The 20,062-nt window shown below is 75.7% G+C and carries 19 protein-coding genes; 9 read left to right on the top strand and 10 right to left on the bottom strand.

Going from position 1 to position 20,062, the window contains the following annotated elements:
* Nucleotides 1-76: 76 nt before the first annotated feature.
* Entirely contained in the window at nt 77-820 is a 744-nt protein-coding gene (locus CO540_RS02670; protein WP_099160760.1) for a helix-turn-helix transcriptional regulator, read from the bottom strand.
* 133 nt (nt 821-953) lie between these two features.
* On the opposite strand from CO540_RS02670, the gene CO540_RS02665 reads away from it, so the two are divergent.
* A complete protein-coding gene (locus CO540_RS02665; protein WP_099160759.1) occupies nt 954-3,149 on the top strand; it encodes a family 43 glycosylhydrolase in 2,196 nt (731 codons plus the stop codon).
* Nucleotides 3,150-3,186: 37 nt separating this feature from the next.
* Here the strand turns inward: CO540_RS02665 and CO540_RS02660 are convergent, their stop codons facing one another.
* The 3 genes from CO540_RS02660 to CO540_RS02650 form a co-directional block, all read right to left on the bottom strand.
* Nucleotides 3,187-3,720 (bottom strand): 2'-5' RNA ligase family protein, encoded by a 534-nt coding sequence (locus CO540_RS02660; RefSeq protein ID WP_099160758.1) that lies wholly within the window; start codon nt 3,718-3,720, stop codon nt 3,187-3,189.
* 63 nt (nt 3,721-3,783) lie between these two features.
* Nucleotides 3,784-4,389 carry a response regulator transcription factor gene (locus tag CO540_RS02655; protein ID WP_091574184.1) on the bottom strand — a complete coding sequence of 202 codons (606 nt, stop codon included), beginning with the start codon at nt 4,387-4,389 and terminating at the stop codon, nt 3,784-3,786.
* The gene (locus tag CO540_RS02650) at nt 4,386-5,528 is read right to left on the bottom strand and encodes a sensor histidine kinase (protein WP_099160757.1); all 1,143 of its coding nucleotides are present in this window, start codon (nt 5,526-5,528) and stop codon (nt 4,386-4,388) included. The genes CO540_RS02655 and CO540_RS02650 overlap by 4 nt, the downstream gene beginning before the upstream one ends.
* 132 nt (nt 5,529-5,660) lie before the next feature.
* Here CO540_RS02650 and CO540_RS02645 point away from each other — a divergent pair, with 132 nt between their 5' ends.
* A complete protein-coding gene (locus CO540_RS02645; RefSeq protein WP_099160756.1) occupies nt 5,661-6,488 on the top strand; it encodes a hypothetical protein in 828 nt (275 codons plus the stop codon).
* Nucleotides 6,489-6,603: 115 nt separating this feature from the next.
* Nucleotides 6,604-8,319 (top strand): DEAD/DEAH box helicase, encoded by a 1,716-nt coding sequence (locus CO540_RS02640; protein ID WP_099160755.1) that lies wholly within the window; start codon nt 6,604-6,606, stop codon nt 8,317-8,319.
* A gap of 61 nt (nt 8,320-8,380) precedes the next feature.
* On the opposite strand, the gene lon is transcribed toward CO540_RS02640, so the two are convergent.
* Nucleotides 8,381-10,714: an endopeptidase La gene (gene lon / locus CO540_RS02635; protein WP_099160754.1), complete on the bottom strand. Its 2,334-nt coding sequence runs from the start codon at nt 10,712-10,714 to the stop codon at nt 8,381-8,383.
* Between the two features lie 245 nt (nt 10,715-10,959).
* On the opposite strand from lon, the gene CO540_RS02630 reads away from it, so the two are divergent.
* A complete protein-coding gene (locus tag CO540_RS02630; protein WP_099164557.1) occupies nt 10,960-11,307 on the top strand; it encodes an Lsr2 family protein in 348 nt (115 codons plus the stop codon).
* A gap of 277 nt (nt 11,308-11,584) precedes the next feature.
* On the opposite strand, the gene CO540_RS02625 is transcribed toward CO540_RS02630, so the two are convergent.
* Nucleotides 11,585-12,853 (bottom strand): hypothetical protein, encoded by a 1,269-nt coding sequence (locus tag CO540_RS02625; protein ID WP_099160753.1) that lies wholly within the window; start codon nt 12,851-12,853, stop codon nt 11,585-11,587.
* A 299-nt stretch (nt 12,854-13,152) separates the two neighbouring features.
* The gene (locus CO540_RS02620) at nt 13,153-14,019 is read right to left on the bottom strand and encodes a DUF2726 domain-containing protein (protein WP_099160752.1); all 867 of its coding nucleotides are present in this window, start codon (nt 14,017-14,019) and stop codon (nt 13,153-13,155) included.
* A gap of 137 nt (nt 14,020-14,156) precedes the next feature.
* On the opposite strand from CO540_RS02620, the gene CO540_RS02615 reads away from it, so the two are divergent.
* A complete protein-coding gene (locus CO540_RS02615) occupies nt 14,157-15,236 on the top strand; it encodes a DICT sensory domain-containing protein (RefSeq protein WP_099160751.1) in 1,080 nt (359 codons plus the stop codon).
* Between the two features lie 4 nt (nt 15,237-15,240).
* On the opposite strand, the gene CO540_RS02610 is transcribed toward CO540_RS02615, so the two are convergent.
* On the bottom strand, nt 15,241-15,897 hold the full coding sequence (locus CO540_RS02610; protein WP_099164556.1) for a nitroreductase family protein: 657 nt from the start codon (nt 15,895-15,897) through the stop codon (nt 15,241-15,243).
* 87 nt (nt 15,898-15,984) lie between these two features.
* On the opposite strand from CO540_RS02610, the gene CO540_RS02605 reads away from it, so the two are divergent.
* Both CO540_RS02605 and CO540_RS02600 read left to right on the top strand, forming a co-directional pair.
* Nucleotides 15,985-16,701 carry a helical backbone metal receptor gene (locus CO540_RS02605; RefSeq protein ID WP_091574176.1) on the top strand — a complete coding sequence of 239 codons (717 nt, stop codon included), beginning with the start codon at nt 15,985-15,987 and terminating at the stop codon, nt 16,699-16,701.
* 109 nt (nt 16,702-16,810) lie between these two features.
* Nucleotides 16,811-17,284, top strand: a complete 474-nt coding sequence (locus tag CO540_RS02600; RefSeq protein WP_099160750.1) for a universal stress protein — start codon at nt 16,811-16,813, stop codon at nt 17,282-17,284.
* Between the two features lie 115 nt (nt 17,285-17,399).
* On the opposite strand, the gene CO540_RS02595 is transcribed toward CO540_RS02600, so the two are convergent.
* Nucleotides 17,400-18,098, bottom strand: coding sequence for a CBS domain-containing protein (locus CO540_RS02595; protein ID WP_098746209.1), 699 nt, complete (start codon nt 18,096-18,098; stop codon nt 17,400-17,402).
* Nucleotides 18,099-18,314: 216 nt separating this feature from the next.
* Here CO540_RS02595 and CO540_RS02590 point away from each other — a divergent pair, with 216 nt between their 5' ends.
* Complete coding sequence (locus CO540_RS02590; RefSeq protein ID WP_172967778.1) at nt 18,315-18,872, top strand: DoxX family membrane protein; 558 nt, start codon at nt 18,315-18,317, stop codon at nt 18,870-18,872.
* A gap of 161 nt (nt 18,873-19,033) precedes the next feature.
* Nucleotides 19,034-19,402: an FKBP-type peptidyl-prolyl cis-trans isomerase gene (locus CO540_RS02585; protein ID WP_091574174.1), complete on the top strand. Its 369-nt coding sequence runs from the start codon at nt 19,034-19,036 to the stop codon at nt 19,400-19,402.
* Nucleotides 19,403-19,472: 70 nt separating this feature from the next.
* Here the strand turns inward: CO540_RS02585 and CO540_RS02580 are convergent, their stop codons facing one another.
* On the bottom strand, nt 19,473-19,829 hold the full coding sequence (locus CO540_RS02580; protein ID WP_099160749.1) for an STAS domain-containing protein: 357 nt from the start codon (nt 19,827-19,829) through the stop codon (nt 19,473-19,475).
* Between the last annotated feature and the right edge of the window lie 233 nt (nt 19,830-20,062).

Genomic DNA, 20,062 nt, shown 5'->3' with positions numbered 1-20,062 from the left:
TCGACCCCACCAGCTCGCCGACCTGGCCTCGATCAGGCGGACCGGGCCGCCGGGGCGGACGGGACGGGCGGGCGGATCAGGCGCGGGCGGGGCCGGTGTCGCGGGAGGTGGGCGGGGCGAGCAGCCCCGGGTCGAGCGCGAGGGCGGCGGCGAGGCCGTCCCGCCCGGCCGGGGTGAGCCGCACCGCCCGACCGGTCCCCCGCGCGATCCAGCCGAGGTCGAGGAAGCGCCCGCACAACGCGGCGCCGAGCGCGCCGGCCAGGTGCGGCCGCCGTTCGGTCCAGTCCAGACAGTCGCGCACCAGCGGTCGACGGGCGGCGCGCAGCCGCTCGACCGGCACGCCCACCTCGGCCAGCCAGGACATCCCGGCCGGGGTGAGCGCGAGGCCGCCGGCCCGGTCCAGCACACCGCGGGCGAGCAGCGCGTCGTGCAGCAGCACGCCGAGTCGCCCGGCGAGGTGGTCGTAGCAGGTCCGGGCGTACGCCAGGGCGGCGCCGGCCGACGCGGCGCGCAACGTGCGGGGCGGCGTGGCCGGGGCGGGCGCCCGCGCGGTCAGGTCCTCGAGGAGCTGGGCGACCGACGGGTCGGCCAGGCGGACGTACCGGTGCCGGCCCTGCCGTTCCTCGGCCAGCAGGCCGCCGCGCACCAGCCGGGTGAGGTGATCGCTGGCGGTGGAGGCCGCGACCCCGGCGCGGCGGGCCAGCTCACCGGCGGTCCAGGCGCGTCCGTCGAGCAGGGCGAGACAGAACTCGGCCCGGGTGGGATCGGCGAGCAGGGCGGCGAGTCCGGCCAGCCCTCGGCCGTCGGCGCGGGTGGTCATCGGACCATGCTGGCACGGCCACGGTTCGGGCCGGACCGGAAGGTGGCGCGAGGCGGCTCTTTACATCGTTGTATCCAACGTTGTACAAACGGGTGCACCGCAGTGACCTCCGTCTACCTCCAAGGCAGGCCTGATGGGACACCTCCGCCGCGGCGGCGTGCTCGCCGCCGTCCTCACCCTTCTGCTCGCCGGCGCGTCACCCGCGCCCGCCGCCGGGCCCGACCGCTACCGCAACCCGGTCTCCGCCGGGTTCGCCGACACCTTCGCCGACCCGGTCGTGGTCCGCGGCGACGACGGGCTCTGGTACGCCTTCGGCACCTCCGACCCGCTGCGCGAGGGCGAGGGAACACCGCACCGGGTGCCGATCGCCCGCTCCGCCGACCTGGTCGACTGGAGCTACGTCGGCGACGCGTTCGCCCCCGACCACCGGCCCGCGTACGCCGCGCCGGGCGCCGCGTTCTGGGCGCCCGACGTCCGCCGGCTCGGCGGGCGGTGGGTCATGTACATGACCGTCACCGACACCACCGTCTCCGCCGACACCTTCGACACCGCGGTCGGGGTGGCCACCGCGCCGAGCCCGGCCGGACCGTGGACGTTCGCCGACGAGCCGGTGGTCGCCCCGCGTCCCGGCGCGGGCGGCGGCTACCTGTGGACCATCGACCCGAGCCAGCTCACCGGCGCCGACGGCCGGTCCTGGCTCTACTACGGCAGCTACTACGGCGGCATCGCGGTCACCGAACTGTCCCCCGACGGCCTGCGCGCGGTCGGCACGCCGACCCCGGTCGCCATCGACAACAAGTTCGAGGGCGCCTACGTGGTGCGCCGCGACGGCTGGTACTACCTCTTCGCCTCCACCGCCAACTGCTGCGCCGGCCCGGCCACCGGCTACTCCGTCCAGGTCGGCCGGGCCCGTGACCCGCGCGGCCCGTTCACCGACCGCGACGGCCAGCGCCTCGACGTCTCCCGCGCCGGCGGCACCCCGGTGCTGACCCAGAACGGCAACCGCTGGATCGGCACCGGCCACAACGCCGTGCTCACCGACCTGTCCGGGCAGGACTGGATCGCCTACCACGCGATCGACCGGGCCGACCCCTACCTGGACGAGCCCTTCGGCGTCAACGAGCGGCCGATGCTGCTGGACCGGCTCGACTGGATCGACGGCTGGCCGACGGTGAACGCCGGCGCCGGCCCCTCCGACGGCGCCCGCCCCGCGCCGGTCACCACGGGCCGCGTCGACGCCCGCTTCGCCACGTCCGACCTGCGCGACTGGCGGGTCGAGAGCGGCACGTGGCGGGCGGCCGGCGGGGTGCTGACCGGCACCGGGGCGCTGGCCTCGCGTACCGGGATCGGCGGCGACCTGCGGGCGGAGACCGACCTGCGGCTGACCGGCGCGGCCACCGCCGGGCTGCGGCTCGGCGGCGTGGACGTCCGGGTCGGCGGCGGCCGGCTGACCGCCGGCGCCGCCGCGACGGCGCTGCCCGCCGGGACCGACCTGACCCACCGGCACACCCTCGCGGTCGAGGTACGCGGCCGGCAGCTCGTCGCCACGCTCAGCCCGTCCCGCCTCGGCGACCCGGTCGCCCGGGTGTCGCTCCGGCTCCCCCGCCCCACGACCGGTGCGCTGGTCCTGCGGGCCCAGGGCGGGCCGGCCGAGTTCGACAACGTCAGCGCCGCCCGGTTGTACCGCCCGGTCCGGCACCCGGTCGCGCCGCCCCGGGTCGGCCCGGTGCTGCGCGGCTTCTCCGACGAGTTCACCGGTGGGCTCGACCCGGCCTGGCGCTGGGTACGCCCGGATCCGGCCGTCACCGTGGCCGGCGGCGCGCTGCGCTGGCCGGTGCAGGACGCCGACCTGTCCGGCACCGGCAACACCGCCGGGGTGCTGCTGCGCGACGCGCCCGCCGGGGACTACGTGGCCGAGACGAAGGTGACGCTCGACCTGGGCGAGGACACGGTCCGCAACTACCAGCAGGCGGGCCTGGTCGCGTACGTCGACGACGACCGGTTCGCCCGGCTGACCCAGGTGGCGATCTGGAACACCCGTCAGGTCGAGTACGGCTACGAGCTGCCCTTCGCCGGGCAGCCGGTGTACGGCGGCAGCATCGTCGGCACGCCGGGCACCACCACCTGGCTGCGGTTGGCCCACCACGTCGACCGGGTCACCGGGGAACACGAGTTCCGCGCCGGCTCCAGCCGCGACGGGAAGCACTGGACGTGGGGGGCGGTGTGGACGTTCCCGGCCGACACCACGCCCCGGATCGGGCTGGTCGCGCACGGCGGCGCCACGCCCGCCGTGACGGCCGAGTTCGACTACCTGCGTTTCCACCGCTGACCCGCCGGGGCCGCCCGCACCTCGCGGGCGGCCCCGCTCAGCGGTCCGGACGCGGGCAGGTCCCGGCCAGCTCGGAGACCGTGCGCGTGTCCCCGTCGTAGCTGCGGGCCGCCACGAACGCGCCGCCCGGGCGGTCCGCTCCGGCGACCGCCCGGGCGAGGCGGCGGTCCGCGCCCCGGAACCGCAGCGCCAGGCTCAGGTGCGGCACCCAGCGCCCGGGCAGGTGCCAGGGGTGCGGGCCGGACGCCTCGGCCAGCACGTCCCAGACCGCGCCGTGCAGCGCGACCAGCTGCGGTGTCGGGTGGACCAGCCAGACCAGCGGGGCGCTGCCGTCGAGGACGGCCAGCCGGTCCAGCCGCACCGGCAGCGGCAGCGCGGCGTCGCAGAGGTCGGCCAGGCGCTGCTCGGCGCCGGGCGGGAACTCGTCGACCGAGGCGAGCGTCAGGTGCGGCCGGTTCGTCGGGTGCGTGTTGCGGGCCAGGCTGGGCAGGCCGGCGGCGGCGAGCCGGTCCCAGGCCGCCCGCACCGCCGCGTCCAGCTCCGGCGAGCAGAGCAACTCGACCGTCCGCACATGATCAGGCTAGTCGCCGTCGGTCAGCCACGACGCCCCGAAGGGCCGGCCGACCGGGACGGATCAGAGCCATCCCGCCTCCCGGGCCCGCCGGACCGCCTCGGCCCGGTCGGCGGCGCCGAGCTTCTGCACGCACGCGCTCAGGTGGTTGCGGACCGTCCCGGCGGCCAGGTGGGTACGTCGGGCGATCACCGCGACCGGAGTGCCGAGTTCGGCCAGCCGGAGCGTCTCCAGCTCGCGCGGGGTCAGCGGGCACTCGGGCAGGGTCAGCGCGTCGGCGGCGAGGGCCGGGTCGACGTACCGCGCACCGGAGTGCACCCGGCGGATCACGTCGGCCAGCGCGCCGCCCGGAGCGCCCTTGGCGAGGAAGCCACGGGCGCCGGCGGCCAGCGCCGGTCGAAGCTGGGCGGGCCGGCCGTGCCCGGTGAGGATCACCGGCGCGCACGCGGGCAGCGCCCGGGCGAGTTCGGCGGCGACCGCCACGCCGCCGGGCGGCGGCATCTCCAGGTCGAGGACGGCGACGTCAGGGCGGTGGGCCAGCGCCGCGGCCAGGGCGGCGCGACCGTCGGCGGCGTGCGCGACCACCTCGATGTCCGGTTCCAGGTCGAGCAGGGCGGCCAGCGCCAGCCGGATCAGCTCCTCGTCGTCGGCCAGCAGGACCCGGATCACGACGTCACCGGCACGGTCGCCACCAGGCTGAACACGCCGTCCTCGGCGGACGCCCGCACGCGTCCGCCGGCCGGGGCCAGCCGGTCGGCCAGCCCGCGCAGGCCGCCGCTGAGCCGGTCCGGCCCGGCGTCACGGACCCCGTCGTTGCGTACGGTCAGGGTCACCAGGCCGTCCTCCCGGGTGATCTCGATCCGGCACCAGCCGGCCCGACTGTGCCGCAGCACGTTCGTCCCGGCCTCCCGCAGCACGGCGGCGAGGTCGGCGGCGACCGGGGCGGGCAGGTCGCCCGCCGGCGGCACCACGGTGCAGCGGACCCCGCTGGAGCGCAACACCTCCCCCACCGCGGCCACCTGCTCGGCCAGGTCGACGGTGCGGTAGCCGTGCACGGCCGCCCGTACCCGGGTCAGCGCCGACGCGGCGAGTCGCCGGGCCTCCGCCGCCTCCCGGCCGGCCCGCTCGCCGTCCACCGGCGCCAGCCGTTCCGCCAGCTCGGCCTTGAGCGCGATCACCGTGAGGTCGTGCCCGAGCAGGTCGTGCACGTCGCGGGCGAAGCGCAGCCGCTCCTCGGCCGCGGCCAGCCGGGCCCGGGCCGCCTGGCCCTGCCGGGCCTCCACGAGCACGTCCCAGAACCAGACCTGCACCCCGGTGAGCGCGGCGATGCCGGCGCCCACCCCGCCGGTGACCAGCAGAGCGGTGGGCACCGGTCCCCCGGTCGTCGCGGTGACCGCCGCCGAGACCGCGAGCACGCCCGCCGCGGCGAGGACCCCGGTAGCGGGCCGGAGCAGCAGCGGTGTCATGCCGACCAGGGAGGCGCCCAGCCAGGCCCAGGTGGGCCACGCGCCCGCCGCGACCGGGCCGACCAGGGGCAGGCTGAGCAGCGCGGCCGCCACCAGGGCGACGTGCCGGCGCCGCCGGGCGGCCGTGGCGAGCCACGGCGTCACCGCCGCGTGCAGCACCGCCACCTGCGCCGCCGTGAAGGCGAGCAGGCCGACGGCGCCGAGCGTCGCCCGCAGCGGATCCGGTTCCCGGGCCAGGCCGACGGCGGGCAGCAGCACCGTGGTCCACACGTTCGTGGCCAGCGACAGCAGGGTGACCCGCCGGGCCCGGCGCAGCCGGTGGTCCGCCGAATCGACTGTCATGCCCGCCGATCCTAGGTGGTGCCGGTCCCGGCGGACCGCTGCGAAATGTCACGGCCGACCCGTGCGTCCCGCACGGATTTCCGGTGACGGACGCGCCTGTCCCGGTGCGCCCGGCCCGGGCAGGGTCGGGGCATGACGGAGATGACGGTGGGCGTACCCCGGCGGTGGGCCGGGTGGGGACGGGCCCGGCACCTGGCCGGGATGGCCGTGGCGATGGTGGCCGGGATGGTGCTGCTCGGCCCGCTGTGGCGGGTGGGCGGGGTCCTGCTGGGCGGCGCGGGCATGCTGGCCCGGCCGGACGTGGGCGCGCTGGTGATGGCGACCGACATGGCGCTGGGCATGGTCGCCTGGATGTGGTACCGGGGCGACGCGTGGGCCGCCACCGGGGAGATGAGCGCGGCCATGTACGTGCCGTTCCTGCTGCTCCTGCCGCCCTGGTGGGCGGGGTGGGTCGGGGACGACGCGCTGCTGCTCGGCGGGCACCTGCTGATGGTGCCGGCGATGGCGCTGGTGGCGCTGCGGCACCGCCACCCGGTCGCCGCGCCGCCCCGCCGACACCCGGTGGCGGCGGCCGTGGCCCGTCGCTGGCCGGTCGGGCTGGCGCTGCTCATGACCGCCGACCTGTGGTTCGCCCCGACGGTGTTCTCGCCGTGGACGCTGCTCGTGCTGCCCGGCGGCTACCTGGTCCTCGGCGCCTGGCGACGGCGGTTCGGCGACCGGCGTCAGCTCGCCGTCCAGCTCCTGGGGTTGGCCGTCTGGGGTGGCCTGGCGGCCGTGGCGCTGGCCGCGCCGGCCGGGGTCGCCGGCACGCTCGTCGGCCTGGGCTGGCTCGGGCACGCCGGCTGGGACCTGTGGCACCACCGCGCCGACGGGGTGGTGCCACGCGGGTACGCGCAGTGGTGCATCGCGCTGGACGTGGCGGTGGGGGTGACCACCCTGCTGGCCGTCACGTCCGGGTGAGCCGGCCCGGTCACGGGGCCGGGCCGGCTCACCCGCACGGACGCCGGGGGTGGCGCGGCGAACGTTTACGCCGGTCGCCGCGACCACCGTCCGGCGGTGATGAAAGGCTTGCCACATGAGTTCCGCACCGACCCCGACCGACCCCGCCCTTCCCGCCGACGCCGAGGACGCCACCGCCTTCGCGGATCTCGGGCTGCGCACCGAACTGCTGGGCGCGCTGTCCGCCCTCGGCTACGAGGAGCCGACCCCGATCCAGCGCGAGGCCATCCCGCCGTTGCTGGCCGGTCGGGACCTGCTCGGGCAGGCGGCCACCGGCACCGGCAAGACCGCCGCGTTCGCCCTGCCGCTGCTGCAGCGCATGCCGGCGGACCGGCCGGGCGGCGACCCGGTGTCGCTGGTGCTGGTGCCGACGCGGGAACTGGCCGTGCAGGTCTCCGAGGCGTTCCACCGCTACGGCAAGGACCTCGGCGCCCGGGTGCTGCCGATCTACGGCGGGCAGCCGATCGGCCGGCAGTTGCGTGCGCTCGACCACGGGGTGGACGTGGTGGTGGCGACGCCCGGCCGGGCCCTCGACCACATCGCCCGGGGCACGCTGCGGCTGGGCTCGGTGGCCACGGTGGTGCTGGACGAGGCGGACGAGATGCTCGACATGGGCTTCGCCGAGGACATCGAGGCGATCCTGGAGCACGCCCCCGAGGGCCGCCAGACGGTGCTCTTCTCGGCCACCATGCCGGCCCGCATCGACGGGCTCGCCCGCCAGCACCTGACCGACCCGGTCCGGATCCGGATCGAGCGGGAGCAGGCGGTGGCCGGGGCGGCGCCGCGGGTGCGGCAGAGCGCGTACCTGGTGGCGCGGGCGCACAAGCCGGCCGCGCTGGGTCGCGTGCTGGACGTGGAGTCGCCGACCGCCGCCATCGTGTTCTGCCGCAGCCGGGAGGAGGTCGACCGGCTCACCGAGACGATGAACGGCCGCGGCTACCGGGCCGAGGCGCTGCACGGCGGGATGAGCCAGGAACAGCGGGACCGGGTGATGGGTCGGCTGCGCGCCGGCACCGCTGACCTGCTGGTCGCCACCGACGTGGCGGCCCGGGGGTTGGACGTCGAGCAGCTCACCCACGTGGTGAACTACGACGTGCCCTCGGCGCCGGAGTCGTACGTGCACCGCATCGGCCGGGTGGGCCGGGCCGGGCGGGAGGGTGTGGCGATCACCCTCGCCGAGCCGCGTGAGCACCGGATGCTCAAGACCATCGAGCGGGTCACCGGCCAGCGGATCTCGGTCGACAAGATCCCCACGGTGGCCGACCTGCGGACCCGGCGCTTCGAGCTGACCCAGGCCGCGGTACGGGAGTCGCTGCTGGAGGACGACCTGGAGCCGTTCCGGGCGGTCGTCGAGTCGCTGACCGACGAGTTCGACCTGATGGAGGTGGCGCTCGCCGCGGTCCGGCTGGCCCACGAGGCCACCCTGCCCGGCACGGCCGACGAGGAGGAGATCCCCCAGGTCGCCGTCCGTCCGAACCGGGAGGCGCGGCCCGGGTACGACAGCCGGGACCGGCGCGGTGGCACCCGGTCCCGGGGCGCGGGCACCACGCAGGTCTTCATCGGGCTGGGCCGGCGGGCCGGGGTACGGCCGCAGGACCTGGTCGGCGCGATCACCGGCGAGACCCGGATCAACGGGCGCGACATCGGCTCGATCGAGATCGCGGACCGGTTCTCGCTGGTCGAGGTGCCGCAGGCGATGGCCGACGAGGTGATCCGGGGCCTGCGGGGCAGCACCATCAAGGGGCGCAAAGCCACCGTCCGCCGCGACCGCGACGGCGACGACCACCGGTAAGGCGGTTAAGAGGGGCCCCCTGCCATGCACGAGGCGTTAACAGGGGGCCCTTCCTTTCACCTCAGGCGGCGACGGGCTGGCCGCCGAGCGTCTGCGCGTCGACGTCGGCCGGGCGCAGCGCCAGCGCGAGCACGTCCGCGACGTCGGCCAGGGTGTGCACGGTCAGCGCCTCGCGCACCTCGGCCGGCAGGTCGTCCAGGTCCGGCTCGTTGCGCTTCGGGATGATCACCTCGGTCAGGCCGGCCCGGTGCGCGGCGAGCAGCTTCTGCTTCACCCCGCCGATGGGCAGCACCCGGCCGGAGAGCGTCACCTCGCCGGTCATCCCGAACTCCGGCCGCACCGGGCGGCCGGTCACCAGGGAGGCCAGCGCGGTCACCATGGTGATGCCGGCGCTCGGCCCGTCCTTGGGCACCGCGCCCGCCGGGAAGTGCACGTGGATCCGCCGCCCGGCGAGCGCGTTCGGGTCGATGCCGAGCCGTCGACCGTTGGAGCGCAGGTACGACAGCGCGATGTGCGCCGACTCCTTCATCACGTCGCCGAGCTGACCGGTGAGGGTCAGCCCCGGCTCGCCCTCCATGCTGGTCGCCTCGATGAAGAGCACGTCGCCGCCGGCGCCGGTGACCGCCAGGCCGGTCGCCACGCCGGGCACCGCCGTCCGCTCGGCCGACTCCGGGGTGAACTTGGGCCGGCCCAGGTAGCGGGCCAGGTTGCCGGTGTCGACCCGGACCGGCGCCGGGTCGGACGCCAACGCCACGGTCACCTTGCGCAGGATCTTGGCGAGCGCCCGTTCGAGCTGCCGGACCCCGGCCTCCCGGGTGTACTCACCCGCGATCAGCGCCAGCGCCTCGTCGGCGACGGTCACCTCCTCGGCGGTGAGCCCGGCCCGCTCCCGCTGCCGGGGCAGCAGGTGGTCCCGCGCGATCGCCACCTTCTCGTCCTCGGTGTAACCGTCCAGGCCGACCAGCTCCATCCGGTCCAGCAGCGGGCCGGGGATCGACTCCACCACGTTGGCGGTGGCCAGGAACAACACGTCGGACAGGTCGAGGTCGACCTCGAGGTAGTGGTCGCGGAAGGTGTGGTTCTGCGCCGGGTCGAGCACCTCCAGCAGGGCCGCCGCCGGGTCGCCGGAGTAGCCCACGCCGAGCTTGTCGACCTCGTCGAGCAGCACTACCGGGTTCATCGAGCCGGCCTCCCGCAGGGCCCGCACGATCCGGCCGGGCAGCGCGCCGACGTAGGTGCGCCGGTGGCCCCGGATCTCCGCCTCGTCGCGGACGCCGCCGAGCGAGACCCGGACGAAGGTACGCCCGAGCGCCCGCGCGACCGACTCGCCGAGGCTGGTCTTGCCGACGCCGGGCGGGCCGGCGAGGGCGAGCACCGCGCCGGAGCCGCGACCGCCGACCACGCCGAGGTTGCGCTCCGCGCGGCGGTTGCGCACCGCGAGGTACTCCAGGATGCGGTCCTTCACGTCGGTCAGCCCGGCGTGGTCGGCGTCGAGCACCGCCCGCGCCGCGGCCAGGTCGGTGTTGTCCTCGGTACGCGTGTTCCACGGCATCTCGAGGACGGTGTCGAGCCAGGTACGGATCCAGCCCGCCTCCGGTGAGGCGTCACTGGCCCGCTCCAGCTTGCCGACCTCGCGCAGGGCGGCCTCGCGCACCTTCTCGGGCAGGTCCGCGGACTCGACCCGGGAGCGGTAGTCGGCGGAGCCGTCCGGCTCGTCCTCGCCCAGTTCCTTGCGGATCACGGCGAGCTGCTGGCGGAGCAGGAACTCGCGCTGGGACTTCTCCAGCCCCTCGCGGACGTCGCTGGTGATCTGCTCGGTGACCTCCTGCTCGGCCAGGTGCTCCTTCACCCAGCCGACCAGCAGCTCGAGGCGGGCGGTGACGTCCGGCGCGGCGAGCAGTTCGGTCTTCTGCGCCAGGCTGAGCCAGGGCGCGTAGCCGGCCGAGTCGGCCAGCTCGGAGAGGTCGGTCATCCGCTCCATGGCGTCGATGACCTGCCAGGCGCCGCGTTGCTGGAGCACCGAGGTCATCAGCGCCCGGTACTCGCGGGCCAGTTCCCGGGCCCGGCCGGCGGGGGCGGGCTCGTCGAGGGCGGTCGCCTCGACCCAGAGGGCCGCGCCGGGGCCGGGTACGCCGGAGCCGATGCGGGCACGGGCGAGACCGCGCACCACGGCGGCCGGCTCACCGTCGGGCAGCCGGCCGACCTTCTCGATGGTGGCGACCACGCCGACGGAGCCGTACTCGCCGTCGATGCGGGGCACGGCCAGGAGTTGCCTGTCGCCGGTGGCCCGGGCCGCGTCGACCGCGGCCTGGGTGGTCGGGTCGAGGGTCACCGGGACGACCATCCCGGGCAGCAGGACGGCGTCGGTCAGGGGAAGTACCGGAAGAGTTGCCATCGAACACCTGCCATCACGTTGGTTGAGCGTGTCTGGCTCAAGTAACAAACCGTGCCCCTTGTTCCGGCTTGTGACCCACGCCACGCCCACGCCCCGCCCGCGTCGCCCCTCCCGCCTGTCGACCCATTTGCCGCGCCGCCGTTTACGCGACCCGCCGAATGGAAGGAGTCGGGTATTGTTGCGAAATTACCGCTTGGTAGGTCAAACTCTTAGCCACACCCCGCCCGACACAGGGAGTAATGGCGATGGCAAGGAAAGTAATCACCGTTCTGACCGACGACCTCGACGGCGGAAAGGCCGATCGGACCGTCGAGTTCAGCCTGGACGGCGTGGCCTACACGATCGACGTCTCCGACGAGAACGCCGGCGTCCTGCGCAAGGCGCTGGACCCGTACATCAGCGCTGGCAGGCGGATCGGTCGCGGCCCGGCCGACACCGGCCGGGCGACCCGGCGCGCGACCCGGCCGAGCACCTCGGGAATGGACCGCGAGCAGAACCGCGCCATCCGCGAATGGGCCACCAAGAACGGCTACGAGATTTCCGAGCGGGGTCGCATCCCGGTCTCGGTCGTCGAGGCCTACAAGAACCGCTGAACCCTCCCGGTTCACCGTCGGGCATCCCGGGGTCACGCTGAGAAATCGGCGTGGCCCCGTCGACTTTTTCCAGGTCGACAATTTTCACACCCCCCGATCCCACCGGCACCAATTTTCCCGCCCACCCGCCCTACCGCCCCCCTCCGTTGATCAAGGAGTTCGCGTCGGGAGTCGGCGCGGGCCGGGACGCCAACTCCTTGATCGACGACTCGGACGCACCGACGGCCGGAGCCGCCCGGGAGGGGTCCCGGGCGGCTCCGGCCGTCGGTCGATCGGGTCAGTTGACCTGGATGCGCACCACGTCGATGGCGGGGGTCTGGTTGGCCCGCTCCATCATCGGGATGCGGTGCGAGCCGTCACCGGCCCAGACCGAGCACTGCGCCAGGCCGGACTCCGGCAGGCCCGGGATCTGGATCAGCACGTCGTCCGGCTGGGACCCGCCCCGGCCGTCCTCGGTCGCGACGAAGAACGCGGGCACGTCCTGCGGGTTCGGGGGCTGCCGGGTGCTGCCGAGCATCCGGCAGGCGGTGTGGAAGTGGCCGCGCACCAGACCCTGGCCGTTGAGCAGCGAGCTCTCCAGGTAGTAGCCACCCTGACCGGCGGCGAGGAAGCGGTCCCGCACCAGGTTCTTCGTGGTGACCCGGAGCGTGAACGGCTGGTTGCGCTGCACCTGGTTCGGGAACTGGGTGATGAGCAGCGAGGGGTTGTTCGCCGCGGCGCCGACCTCACCGAATGCGGTGCTCACGCACCGGTTGCCGTTCTGGAAACCGTTGTGCGCCTCCAGCTGGCTGCCGCTGCAGTCCTTGGCGAGCACCTCCAAGCCGTTGTTGCCGCCGTTGTTGTTGCCACCGTTCTGGCCGCCGTTGTTGCCGCCGTTCTGGCCGCCGTTGTTGTTCCCGCCGTTCTGGCCACCGTTCTGACCGCCGTTGTCGCCGCCGTTCTGACCGCCGCCGTTCTGACCGCCGCCGTTCTGGCCGCCGCCGTTCTGGGCGTTGTCGGCGAGGGCGCACGCGGCGAGCTGCTCCAGGCCCTGCGGACGCTGGCCGCCCCGGCCGATCGCGGTGGCGATCCGGTTGATCGTCGCGGTGCGCTTGTCGGCGAGCGGACGGAGGATGGCGTTGTTGATGAAGTCGCCACCGTTGCGGCCGTCCCGCGCGAGCCGCCGGTTCGCCTCGGCGATCTGGCTCTCCAGCAGTGCCAGGTTGCGGTCCACCTCGGCGCGGGCCCGGCCGGGCACCTGCGGCAGCTTGCCGCGGACGTCCGGGCAGGCCACGGTCGGGGTGCCGGCGCCCGCGCCGCCGCCCCGGGTCTGCTGACACTCGGCCGACGACATCTGCCCGTCACCCCAGTGGTTACGGACCCAGCGGCCGTTCTGCCAGGTGCGGGTGGTGCTGCCCTGGCCGCCCGGGGCGGTCGCCCCCGGGCTCGGGGCCACACAGGACGCCGAGGCGGCACGGGTGCTCGTCCGCCGGTCCTGGGCGGACGAGATCTGGGTGACGGCGACGATGCCGCCGAAGACCGCGAGCGTGCCGACCACGGCCAGCATCCGCTTGCTCCGTGCGCTACCGGATGACCGGCGCGCCCGTGTGGACCTGCGCATCGAATTGCTCTCCTTCTCGATCCGGTAGTTGACTGGTGATCCCGGCGGAACGACGAATCCTCGGGGTGAGATCACTGCGACGTACGGGTCGCGCGTCAATGGCCGACGGTGCCCTTTCCGCACCGTCTCCGCGCCGTCCGGGCGCGGCGGGAAGATCTGCGTCCATTCCCGCTTAGGTACGGAGAGCCGACGGCGAAGGTTCAACCGGAGATCGGAAAAAAATCGGCGGGTCGCGACGGCCCGGTTCAGTCGACCCAGAGGTGGTCGAACGCGAAACCGCCGTCGAACGAGTCCCGCCGCTCGGCGAGGCGTCGCACCTGCCCGCGCAGGTCGCCCCGGTCCACCAGGGACGGCGCCGCCGCGTCGAGGTCACGCAGCCGCTCCCCCAGCGCCGCCACGGCCAGGTCCTCGGCGAGCCGACCCGGCTCCACCCCGCACGCGAACCCCCGGGACGTCAGCCGGACCCGCTCGACGAGGCACCGGCCGGGCCGCACCTCGACCCAGCCCCAGCCCTCCGCCGGGCCGTCGGTCCAGCGCACGTGCAGGCCGCGCACGATCGGGTCGGCCAGCCGGCCCGCCACGTACGCCTCGACCGCGTCGACCCGGGCCAACGCGCCGAGGTCGTTGACCGGACCCCGCCGGCCGTCCGGGAGCCGGCCCTCGATGTCCCGGAACCCGATCGTGTCCCCGTCGTCCGGGTCGGTCCCCGCGGCGTAGGCCCGGGCGTCGACGACGTACTCGGCGAACCGGCGTGCCTGGTCCGCACCGCCGAGCGTCGGCGACTCGACCCGCACCAGCGGCAGTCCGACGGCGGCGCAGACCGCGTCGGTCAGCCGTTCCGCGCGGCGGGCCGGCGACCCGTCGGCCGCCGGCGTGGTGAACCTGACCGCGAAACGCGGAAGTCCCGTGTCGGCCGCGCACACCACCAGGTCGAGGCCGGCGCGGCCGGCGGTGCTCCACTGACTGCCGGTGACCCCCGGCGGGCGTCCCTGCACCAGCTCGCCGAGGCGCCGGTCGGCGTAGCCGACCTGGCCGGCCCGGGTGAACCGGGACGGCACGCCCGGCGGGACCGGCCGCAACCAGGACACGGCCACGCTGCCGGTGCTCGTCATCTCGCCACAATCCGTCCGTCGCTCGCCTCGACGCCCGAGTGTAGGGCGTCGATCATGGTGACCGCCTCGGCGGTGCGGGCGAATCCGGGCACCCGCCGGCCGGTGCGCCACCCGGTCCGGCCCTCTAGGCTCGGCGGGTGCACAGCGGACGGACCCCGGAGCGATTCACCAAACGCAGTCTCGTCGCCGTATCCCACGCCATCGAACGCGCCGCGCTGGCCGAGGCCGAGGACGGCCCACTCGTGGTGCTCGCGCTCTTCCAGCGGCTGCCGTACTTCGACCGGGAGCGCGAGGTCTACCGGCGGATCGCCGGTCGGGCCGCCACCACCGTGGTCGGCATGGTCGGTGGCCCCCCGCCCGACCTGCCCGACCGGACGTACGGGGTGGCGTTGGACGAGGCCGAGGATCTGGCCCGGGAGTGGAGCGTGGTGGCGCTGACCCCGCGCTTCGGCGCCACCCTGGTGGCGTACGACCGGGGCGAGGTCGGGCCGGCGCCGACGCTCGAGTCCGGCCGGCTCTTCGACGGGCGGTGGGGATTCCGCCGGGACGAGGCGCTGCACGAGGTGATCCGGCTGCGGGAGCGGCTCGCCGAACGGTTGCCCGCCGCGGCCCGGTCCGCGCTGGACGAGGCGGTCGCCCGGGTACGGGAGATCCCGGCCGGGCCGGGCGAGTCCCGGGCCGAGGCGGCGCTGCGGCTGCTGGCCCGGCGCGGCGACCGGGGCGTGCGCGCGGTCGAGCCGACCGACGGCATGCTCGACGAGCCGGGCCTGCGCCGGTGGACCGGCGCGGACGGGGTGACCGCCTCCGGCACGCTGCCGGTGGCCCTGGTCGGCCTGCGGGTGGACGAGCCGGCCGGCGCGCCGGAACGCTTCGGCCGGCGCAGCGTCGCCCGGGAGGGTCAGGCCGTCCTGGCCGCGGTCACCGGCGTGCTGCGCCCGGTCGACCGGGCGGTCCGCGTCGCCGACAACGAGTTCCAGCTCGTCCTGCCGGCGCTCGGCGAGCCGGAGGCGCTGGCCGTGGTCGCACGGCTGCACGAGGCCATCGGTGAGCTGGCCCGGTCGTACCCGTTCCTCGCGTACACCGTGCACGCGGCCGTGGCGGTGACCACCCGGCGGCCGCTGCCCACGGCGGACCTGCGGGCCGCGGTGGAGTGGGCGGTGCGGCAGGGCGTGCCGGTGGCGGGCCTGGAACCCGAGCCGGCGCCCGCCGTGCGCTGACCGGTCAGCGCCAGAGCACCACCTCGGTCGGCGGCTTCCGGTCGATGTCCGGCACCGTCGCGTCGGGCGCGGGATAGCCCACCGGGATGATCAGGTTGCCCCGCTCCTCGGCCGGCCGGTCGAGCAGCTCGTTGAGGAAGCGCATCGGGCTCGGCGTGTGGGTGAGCGTGGCCAGCCCGGCGTGGTGCAGCGCGGCGAGCAGGAACCCGACGGCGATCCCCACCGACTCCTTGACGTAGTAGGGCCGGGGCGACCCGGGCCCGCGGTGCACCTCGAACACCACGATCACCGCCGGCGCGGTCTCCAGGAACGGCTTGCTGGCGTCGGTGCCGAGCGGGGCCAGCGCGGCCAGCCACTCCTCCGGCGCACGCCGCTCGTAGAAGACGCGCTCCTCGGCCTCGGCGGCGGCCCGCAGGCGTCGCTTCAGCGCCGGGTCGGTCAGCACCACGAACCGCCACGGCTGCCGGTTCGCCCCGCTCGGCGCCGACGCGGCGGCCCGCAACGCCTCGGCCAGCACCCCGGGTGGGATCGGCCGGTCGCTGAAGTCGCGTACGGTGCGTCGGCGGACCAGCTGGTCGGCGAACTCACGGGCCCGGGGCAGCGCCTCGGCCGGTGGGACGCCGTAGTCGGGGGCCGGCAGGGCGGCGGGGCGCGGAGGCATCCGCTCATTGTCGACCGGTCCCCCGGCGTCGGCCACCCGACCGGCGGCCGTCGATGCGCCAGGATGGGCGGTACGAGGAGGACGACCGTGCGCGTGGTGTCACTGGTTCCCTCGCTGACCGAGGCGGTCGCGGCGACCCGCCCGGAGGTGCTGGTCGGCGCGACCGACTGGTGCACCCACCCGGACGGGCTGGACGTGACCCGGGTCGGCGGGACGAAATATCCCGACCTGGACCGGGTACTGGCGCTCGCGCCCGACCTGGTGCTGCTCAACGAGGAGGAGAACCGGCTGGCCGACGCGGAGGCGCTGCGCGCGGCCGGGGTGCCGGTGCGGGTCACCTTCCCGCGTACCGTGCCGGAGGCCCTCGACCAGCTCGGCGAGCTGGTCGCCGCGATCGGCGCGCCGGACGAGCCGCCGTGGTTGCGGGCGGCCCGCCGGGCCTGGGCCGCCCCGCCCGCGCCGGCGCGGGTCCGCACCGCGGTGGTGCCGGTGTGGCGGCGCCCCTGGGTGGTGCTGGGCCGGGACACGTTCGCCGGGGACGTGCTGCGCCGGCTCGGTGTGGTCAACGGCTGGGCCGGGGATCCGGAGCGCTATCCCCGACCGGCGCTGGACGTCCTGCGCGCCCGCGCGCCCGAGCTGGTGGTGCTGCCCGACGAGCCGTACCGGTTCACCGCCGACGACGGGCCGGAGGCGTTCCCCGGCGTGCCCTCGGTGCTGGTCTCGGGCCGGCACCTGACCTGGTACGGCCCCTCGCTGGCCGAGGCGCCGGCGCTGCTCGCCGCCCAGCTCGCCGCCCCGGTCTGACCCGTCGCCGCCGCGGGCGGGACGGACGGCCCGCCCGATCGGGTCCTTCGCGCCTGTCCGGGGTCGCCGCCGCGGGTGTGCACTGCGGGCAGGACGAAGGGAGTGGGCCATGAACCAGAACCGACTGATCGTGGTGGGCGTCGACGGGTCGGACGGCGGCCGGCGCGCCCTGGACTGGGCCGCCGACGAGGCGGCGGCGCGCGGCGGCACGGTGCAGGCGGTGGTCGCCTGGCGGTGGGACGGCATCGAGGCGGGGCCGACCACCGCGACGAACCCGACCGACGAGCGGCGACACGCGGAGGAGCTGCTCGACCGGGCGATCGCGGACCTCGTCCGGCGGCAGGGTGCCGGCCACCCGGTCGCCGGGGAGGTGGCCGAGGGCCGGCCGGCGGACGTGCTGACCGCCGCCGCCCGTACGGCCGACCTGCTGGTGCTGGGCAGCCACGGGCACAACCGGCTGCGGCACACCGTGCTCGGCTCGGTCAGTGAGGAGTGCGTCCGCAAGGCGAGCTGCCCGGTGGTCGTGGTCCCGGTGCCGGTCCCGGCGGCCCGGGCCTCCACCGAGCCGGCGCTGCGCGGCTGACCGTCGGCACGGCGACGGCCGCCCCAACTGTGGGGCGGCCGTCGCCGGTTGCGGGCTCGGACGCCCGACACGTCCCGGGCCCCACCGGCGTCGGCGGGGCCCGGAACGGGGACGGTCAGGCGATCGGGGTGGCGTGCACCGGGTCCAGCTCCATCAGGGTGGTGTCGTCCACGTCGTACCCGACGGCGTTGTGCACCGCGACCACGCCGGCGACCTGGCCCGCCAGGCGTCCGGCGAGGTCGACGGCGCTGCGCCGGTCCAGCCGTCCGTCCATGGTGACCTCCCCGCCGCGGACCTGGACCGTCACCAGGCCGTCCCGCACGGAGAGCACCCGACGCAGCACCTCGTGCACCACGTCCTCGCGGATCTCCGCGTCGGTGCGCAGGTGCACCCGGAGCAGGTCGCCCCGGGTCACGATGCCGGCCAGCCGGCCCAGGTCGTCGAGGACGGGCAGCCGCTTGACCGCCTCGCGGTCCATCAGCCGGGCCGTCGCGGCCAGCGACGCCCGCTCGTGCGTGGTGACCGCCGGCGCGGTCATCAGGTCGCGGGCCACCAGCGCGCCCGCCTTCTCCCGGGCGGTACGCCGGCGCCGCCCCTCGAAGACCCGCCGCTCGTCCGGGTGGCCGGAGCGCTCCACCTTGTGCAGCAGGTCCGCCTCGGAGACCACCCCGAGCACGCGGTGGAACGAGTCCACCACCGGAACCCCGCTGACCCGTTCCCGGACCAGCACGTCGACGACGTCGCGGTACGGGGTGTCCTCGCCCACCGTCGCGACGTCCCTGGTCATCACGTCGGCCACCTGCCACGTCCTCATCACGACCTCCTCGTGCCGGGCCTGCACCAGCGACGCTAGGCCGCCGCCCGGGCGCCCGGGCAGAGGCGGCGGACCGGTCCGCCGGGGGCCGTCCGGACCGGGTCGGGACGGGACCAAGGACCCGGTCACGGGGGCACCGTCGGCCCTGCTGCCGGCCCTCGCCGGGGAGTGGAATGAAGGTGCCACCGGGAACGCGGTGCGAGGCACAGAAGGGACGTGGAGACCATGACCGCGACAATCGAGCGGACCCCCGCCGCCACCATCGCTCCGGCGGCCGAGACCCCCCGCCAGAAGGCCACCCGGTACGTCTGGGCCGGGCTGCGGCTCGCCCTGGGCTGGACGTTCCTCTGGGCCTTCCTCGACAAGATGTTCGGCCTGGGGCACGAGACCCCGGCGAAGAACGCCTGGATCAACGGCGGCAGCCCGACCAAGGGCTTCCTGGGCAACGCGGTGGCCGGCCCGTTCGCGGACATCTACCACGACATCGCCGGCGCGGCCTGGGCGGACTGGCTGTTCATGCTCGGCCTGCTCGGCATCGGCGTGGCCCTGCTGCTCGGCATCGGCACCCGGATCGCCGCCGCCACCGGCGGGCTGCTCCTGGTCCTGATGTGGACGGCGGTGCTGCCTCCCGAGAACAACCCCTTCATGGACGACCACCTCATCTACGCGGGCCTGCTCGCCGGTCTGGCTCTGGTCGGCGCCGGCAACACCCTCGGCCTCGGCCGCGCCTGGGCGAAGCTCCCCCTGGTCCAGCGCCTCCCCTGGCTGAAGTGAGGTAACCGAGAGCAGGTCGCCCCGGGCGGGCGTCGCCGACAGGCGGCGCCCGCCCGGTCGTACGCCCCCGCCGCGCCCCGGCGGGGACCGGCGCGTATCGGCCGGTCGCGATCGGGCAGGATCGACGGTGACCACACCGTCAGCACCGAGGAGACCCGCTCATGGACAAGCCCGAGGTTGGCCCGATCGAGGGCGCGCCGCCCGCCGATCTCGTCATCGAGGACATCACGGTCGGCGACGGCCCGGAGGCCCGCCCGGGCCAGCTGGCCAGCGTGCACTACGTGGGCGTGGCGCACTCGACCGGCCGCGAGTTCGACGCCTCGTGGAACCGGGGCGAGACGTTCGAGTTCCCGCTCGGCGGCGGCCAGGTCATCGCCGGCTGGGACCAGGGCGTGATCGGCATGAAGGTGGGCGGCCGGCGCCGGCTCACCATCCCGCCGCACCTGGGCTACGGCGCCCGCGGCGCTGGCGGCGTCATCAAGCCGAACGAGACGCTCGTCTTCGTGGTGGACCTGCTCGGCGTGCGCTGAGCGCTCCCCGTCCCCCGGGCCGTCGGCATCGCGCCGGCGGCCCGGCGGCGTGTCGGCGGCCCGGCGGCGGTCAGGCCGCGCAGGCGAGCAGCTCCGACGGGCGGGTCGACTCGCGCACCGGGAGCACCCGGTGCAGCCCGGTCACCCGCAGCACCCGGGAGACCACCGGGTCGGGGTCGACCAGCACCAGCTCGCCGCCGCGTGCCCGCACCCGCAGGTGCGCGGCGACCAGCGCGCGCACCCCGGCCGCGGAGAGCAGCCTGACGCCGGACAGGTCGACCCGCAGCACCGGCCGCGCCGGCGCCGCCCAGAGCGCGGCCCGGAACGCCGTCACGGTGGCGATGTCGATCTCGCCGACCGGGCGCAGCACGACCACCTGGTCGTGCACCTCCGTCGCCACGTGGAAGCGGTCGCCGCTGTCTGCCATGCGGCAAACCTACCGGCGCCCACCGACAGTTCCGCCACGTCCGCGCGGGGGTTCCGGGTAGCGCCCGGGTGCCGACCCCGAGGCCGCTCAGGGTCATCCCGCAGCCGCCCGCCGGCTCCGCACCGGGCCCTCTCCGGACCGGCCCGCGCGAGGCCGCAGCCCACCCGCCCGCGCCGCCGGCAGCCCTCTGAGCGCGAGCAGCCGGCCCCACGGACCGGCCCGCCACGCGGACA

This window comes from Micromonospora sp. WMMA2032 (genome assembly GCF_002688545.1).
GTDB classification, from domain to species: domain Bacteria; phylum Actinomycetota; class Actinomycetes; order Mycobacteriales; family Micromonosporaceae; genus Micromonospora; species Micromonospora sediminicola.
This window is presented reverse-complemented; position numbering and strand designations above follow the sequence as displayed.

Bases quoted from the DNA above. Each gene is read 5' to 3' on its own strand.
- CO540_RS02670 (WP_099160760.1), bottom strand. From the start codon at position 820: ATGACCACCCGCGCCGACGGCCGAGGGCTGGCCGGACTCGCCGCCCTG.
- CO540_RS02610 (WP_099164556.1), bottom strand. From the start codon at position 15,897: ATGCCTCCGCGCCCCGCCGCCCTGCCGGCCCCCGACTACGGCGTCCCA.
- CO540_RS02630 (WP_099164557.1), top strand. From the start codon at position 10,960: ATGGCAAGGAAAGTAATCACCGTTCTGACCGACGACCTCGACGGCGGA.
- CO540_RS02650 (WP_099160757.1), bottom strand. From the start codon at position 5,528: ATGACAGTCGATTCGGCGGACCACCGGCTGCGCCGGGCCCGGCGGGTC.
- CO540_RS02585 (WP_091574174.1), top strand. From the start codon at position 19,034: ATGGACAAGCCCGAGGTTGGCCCGATCGAGGGCGCGCCGCCCGCCGAT.
- CO540_RS02640 (WP_099160755.1), top strand. From the start codon at position 6,604: ATGAGTTCCGCACCGACCCCGACCGACCCCGCCCTTCCCGCCGACGCC.
- CO540_RS02600 (WP_099160750.1), top strand. From the start codon at position 16,811: ATGAACCAGAACCGACTGATCGTGGTGGGCGTCGACGGGTCGGACGGC.
- CO540_RS02580 (WP_099160749.1), bottom strand. From the start codon at position 19,829: ATGGCAGACAGCGGCGACCGCTTCCACGTGGCGACGGAGGTGCACGAC.
- CO540_RS02645 (WP_099160756.1), top strand. From the start codon at position 5,661: ATGACGGAGATGACGGTGGGCGTACCCCGGCGGTGGGCCGGGTGGGGA.
- CO540_RS02625 (WP_099160753.1), bottom strand. From the start codon at position 12,853: ATGCTGGCCGTGGTCGGCACGCTCGCGGTCTTCGGCGGCATCGTCGCC.
- CO540_RS02665 (WP_099160759.1), top strand. From the start codon at position 954: ATGGGACACCTCCGCCGCGGCGGCGTGCTCGCCGCCGTCCTCACCCTT.
- CO540_RS02620 (WP_099160752.1), bottom strand. From the start codon at position 14,019: ATGACGAGCACCGGCAGCGTGGCCGTGTCCTGGTTGCGGCCGGTCCCG.
- CO540_RS02595 (WP_098746209.1), bottom strand. From the start codon at position 18,098: ATGAGGACGTGGCAGGTGGCCGACGTGATGACCAGGGACGTCGCGACG.
- lon (WP_099160754.1), bottom strand. From the start codon at position 10,714: ATGGCAACTCTTCCGGTACTTCCCCTGACCGACGCCGTCCTGCTGCCC.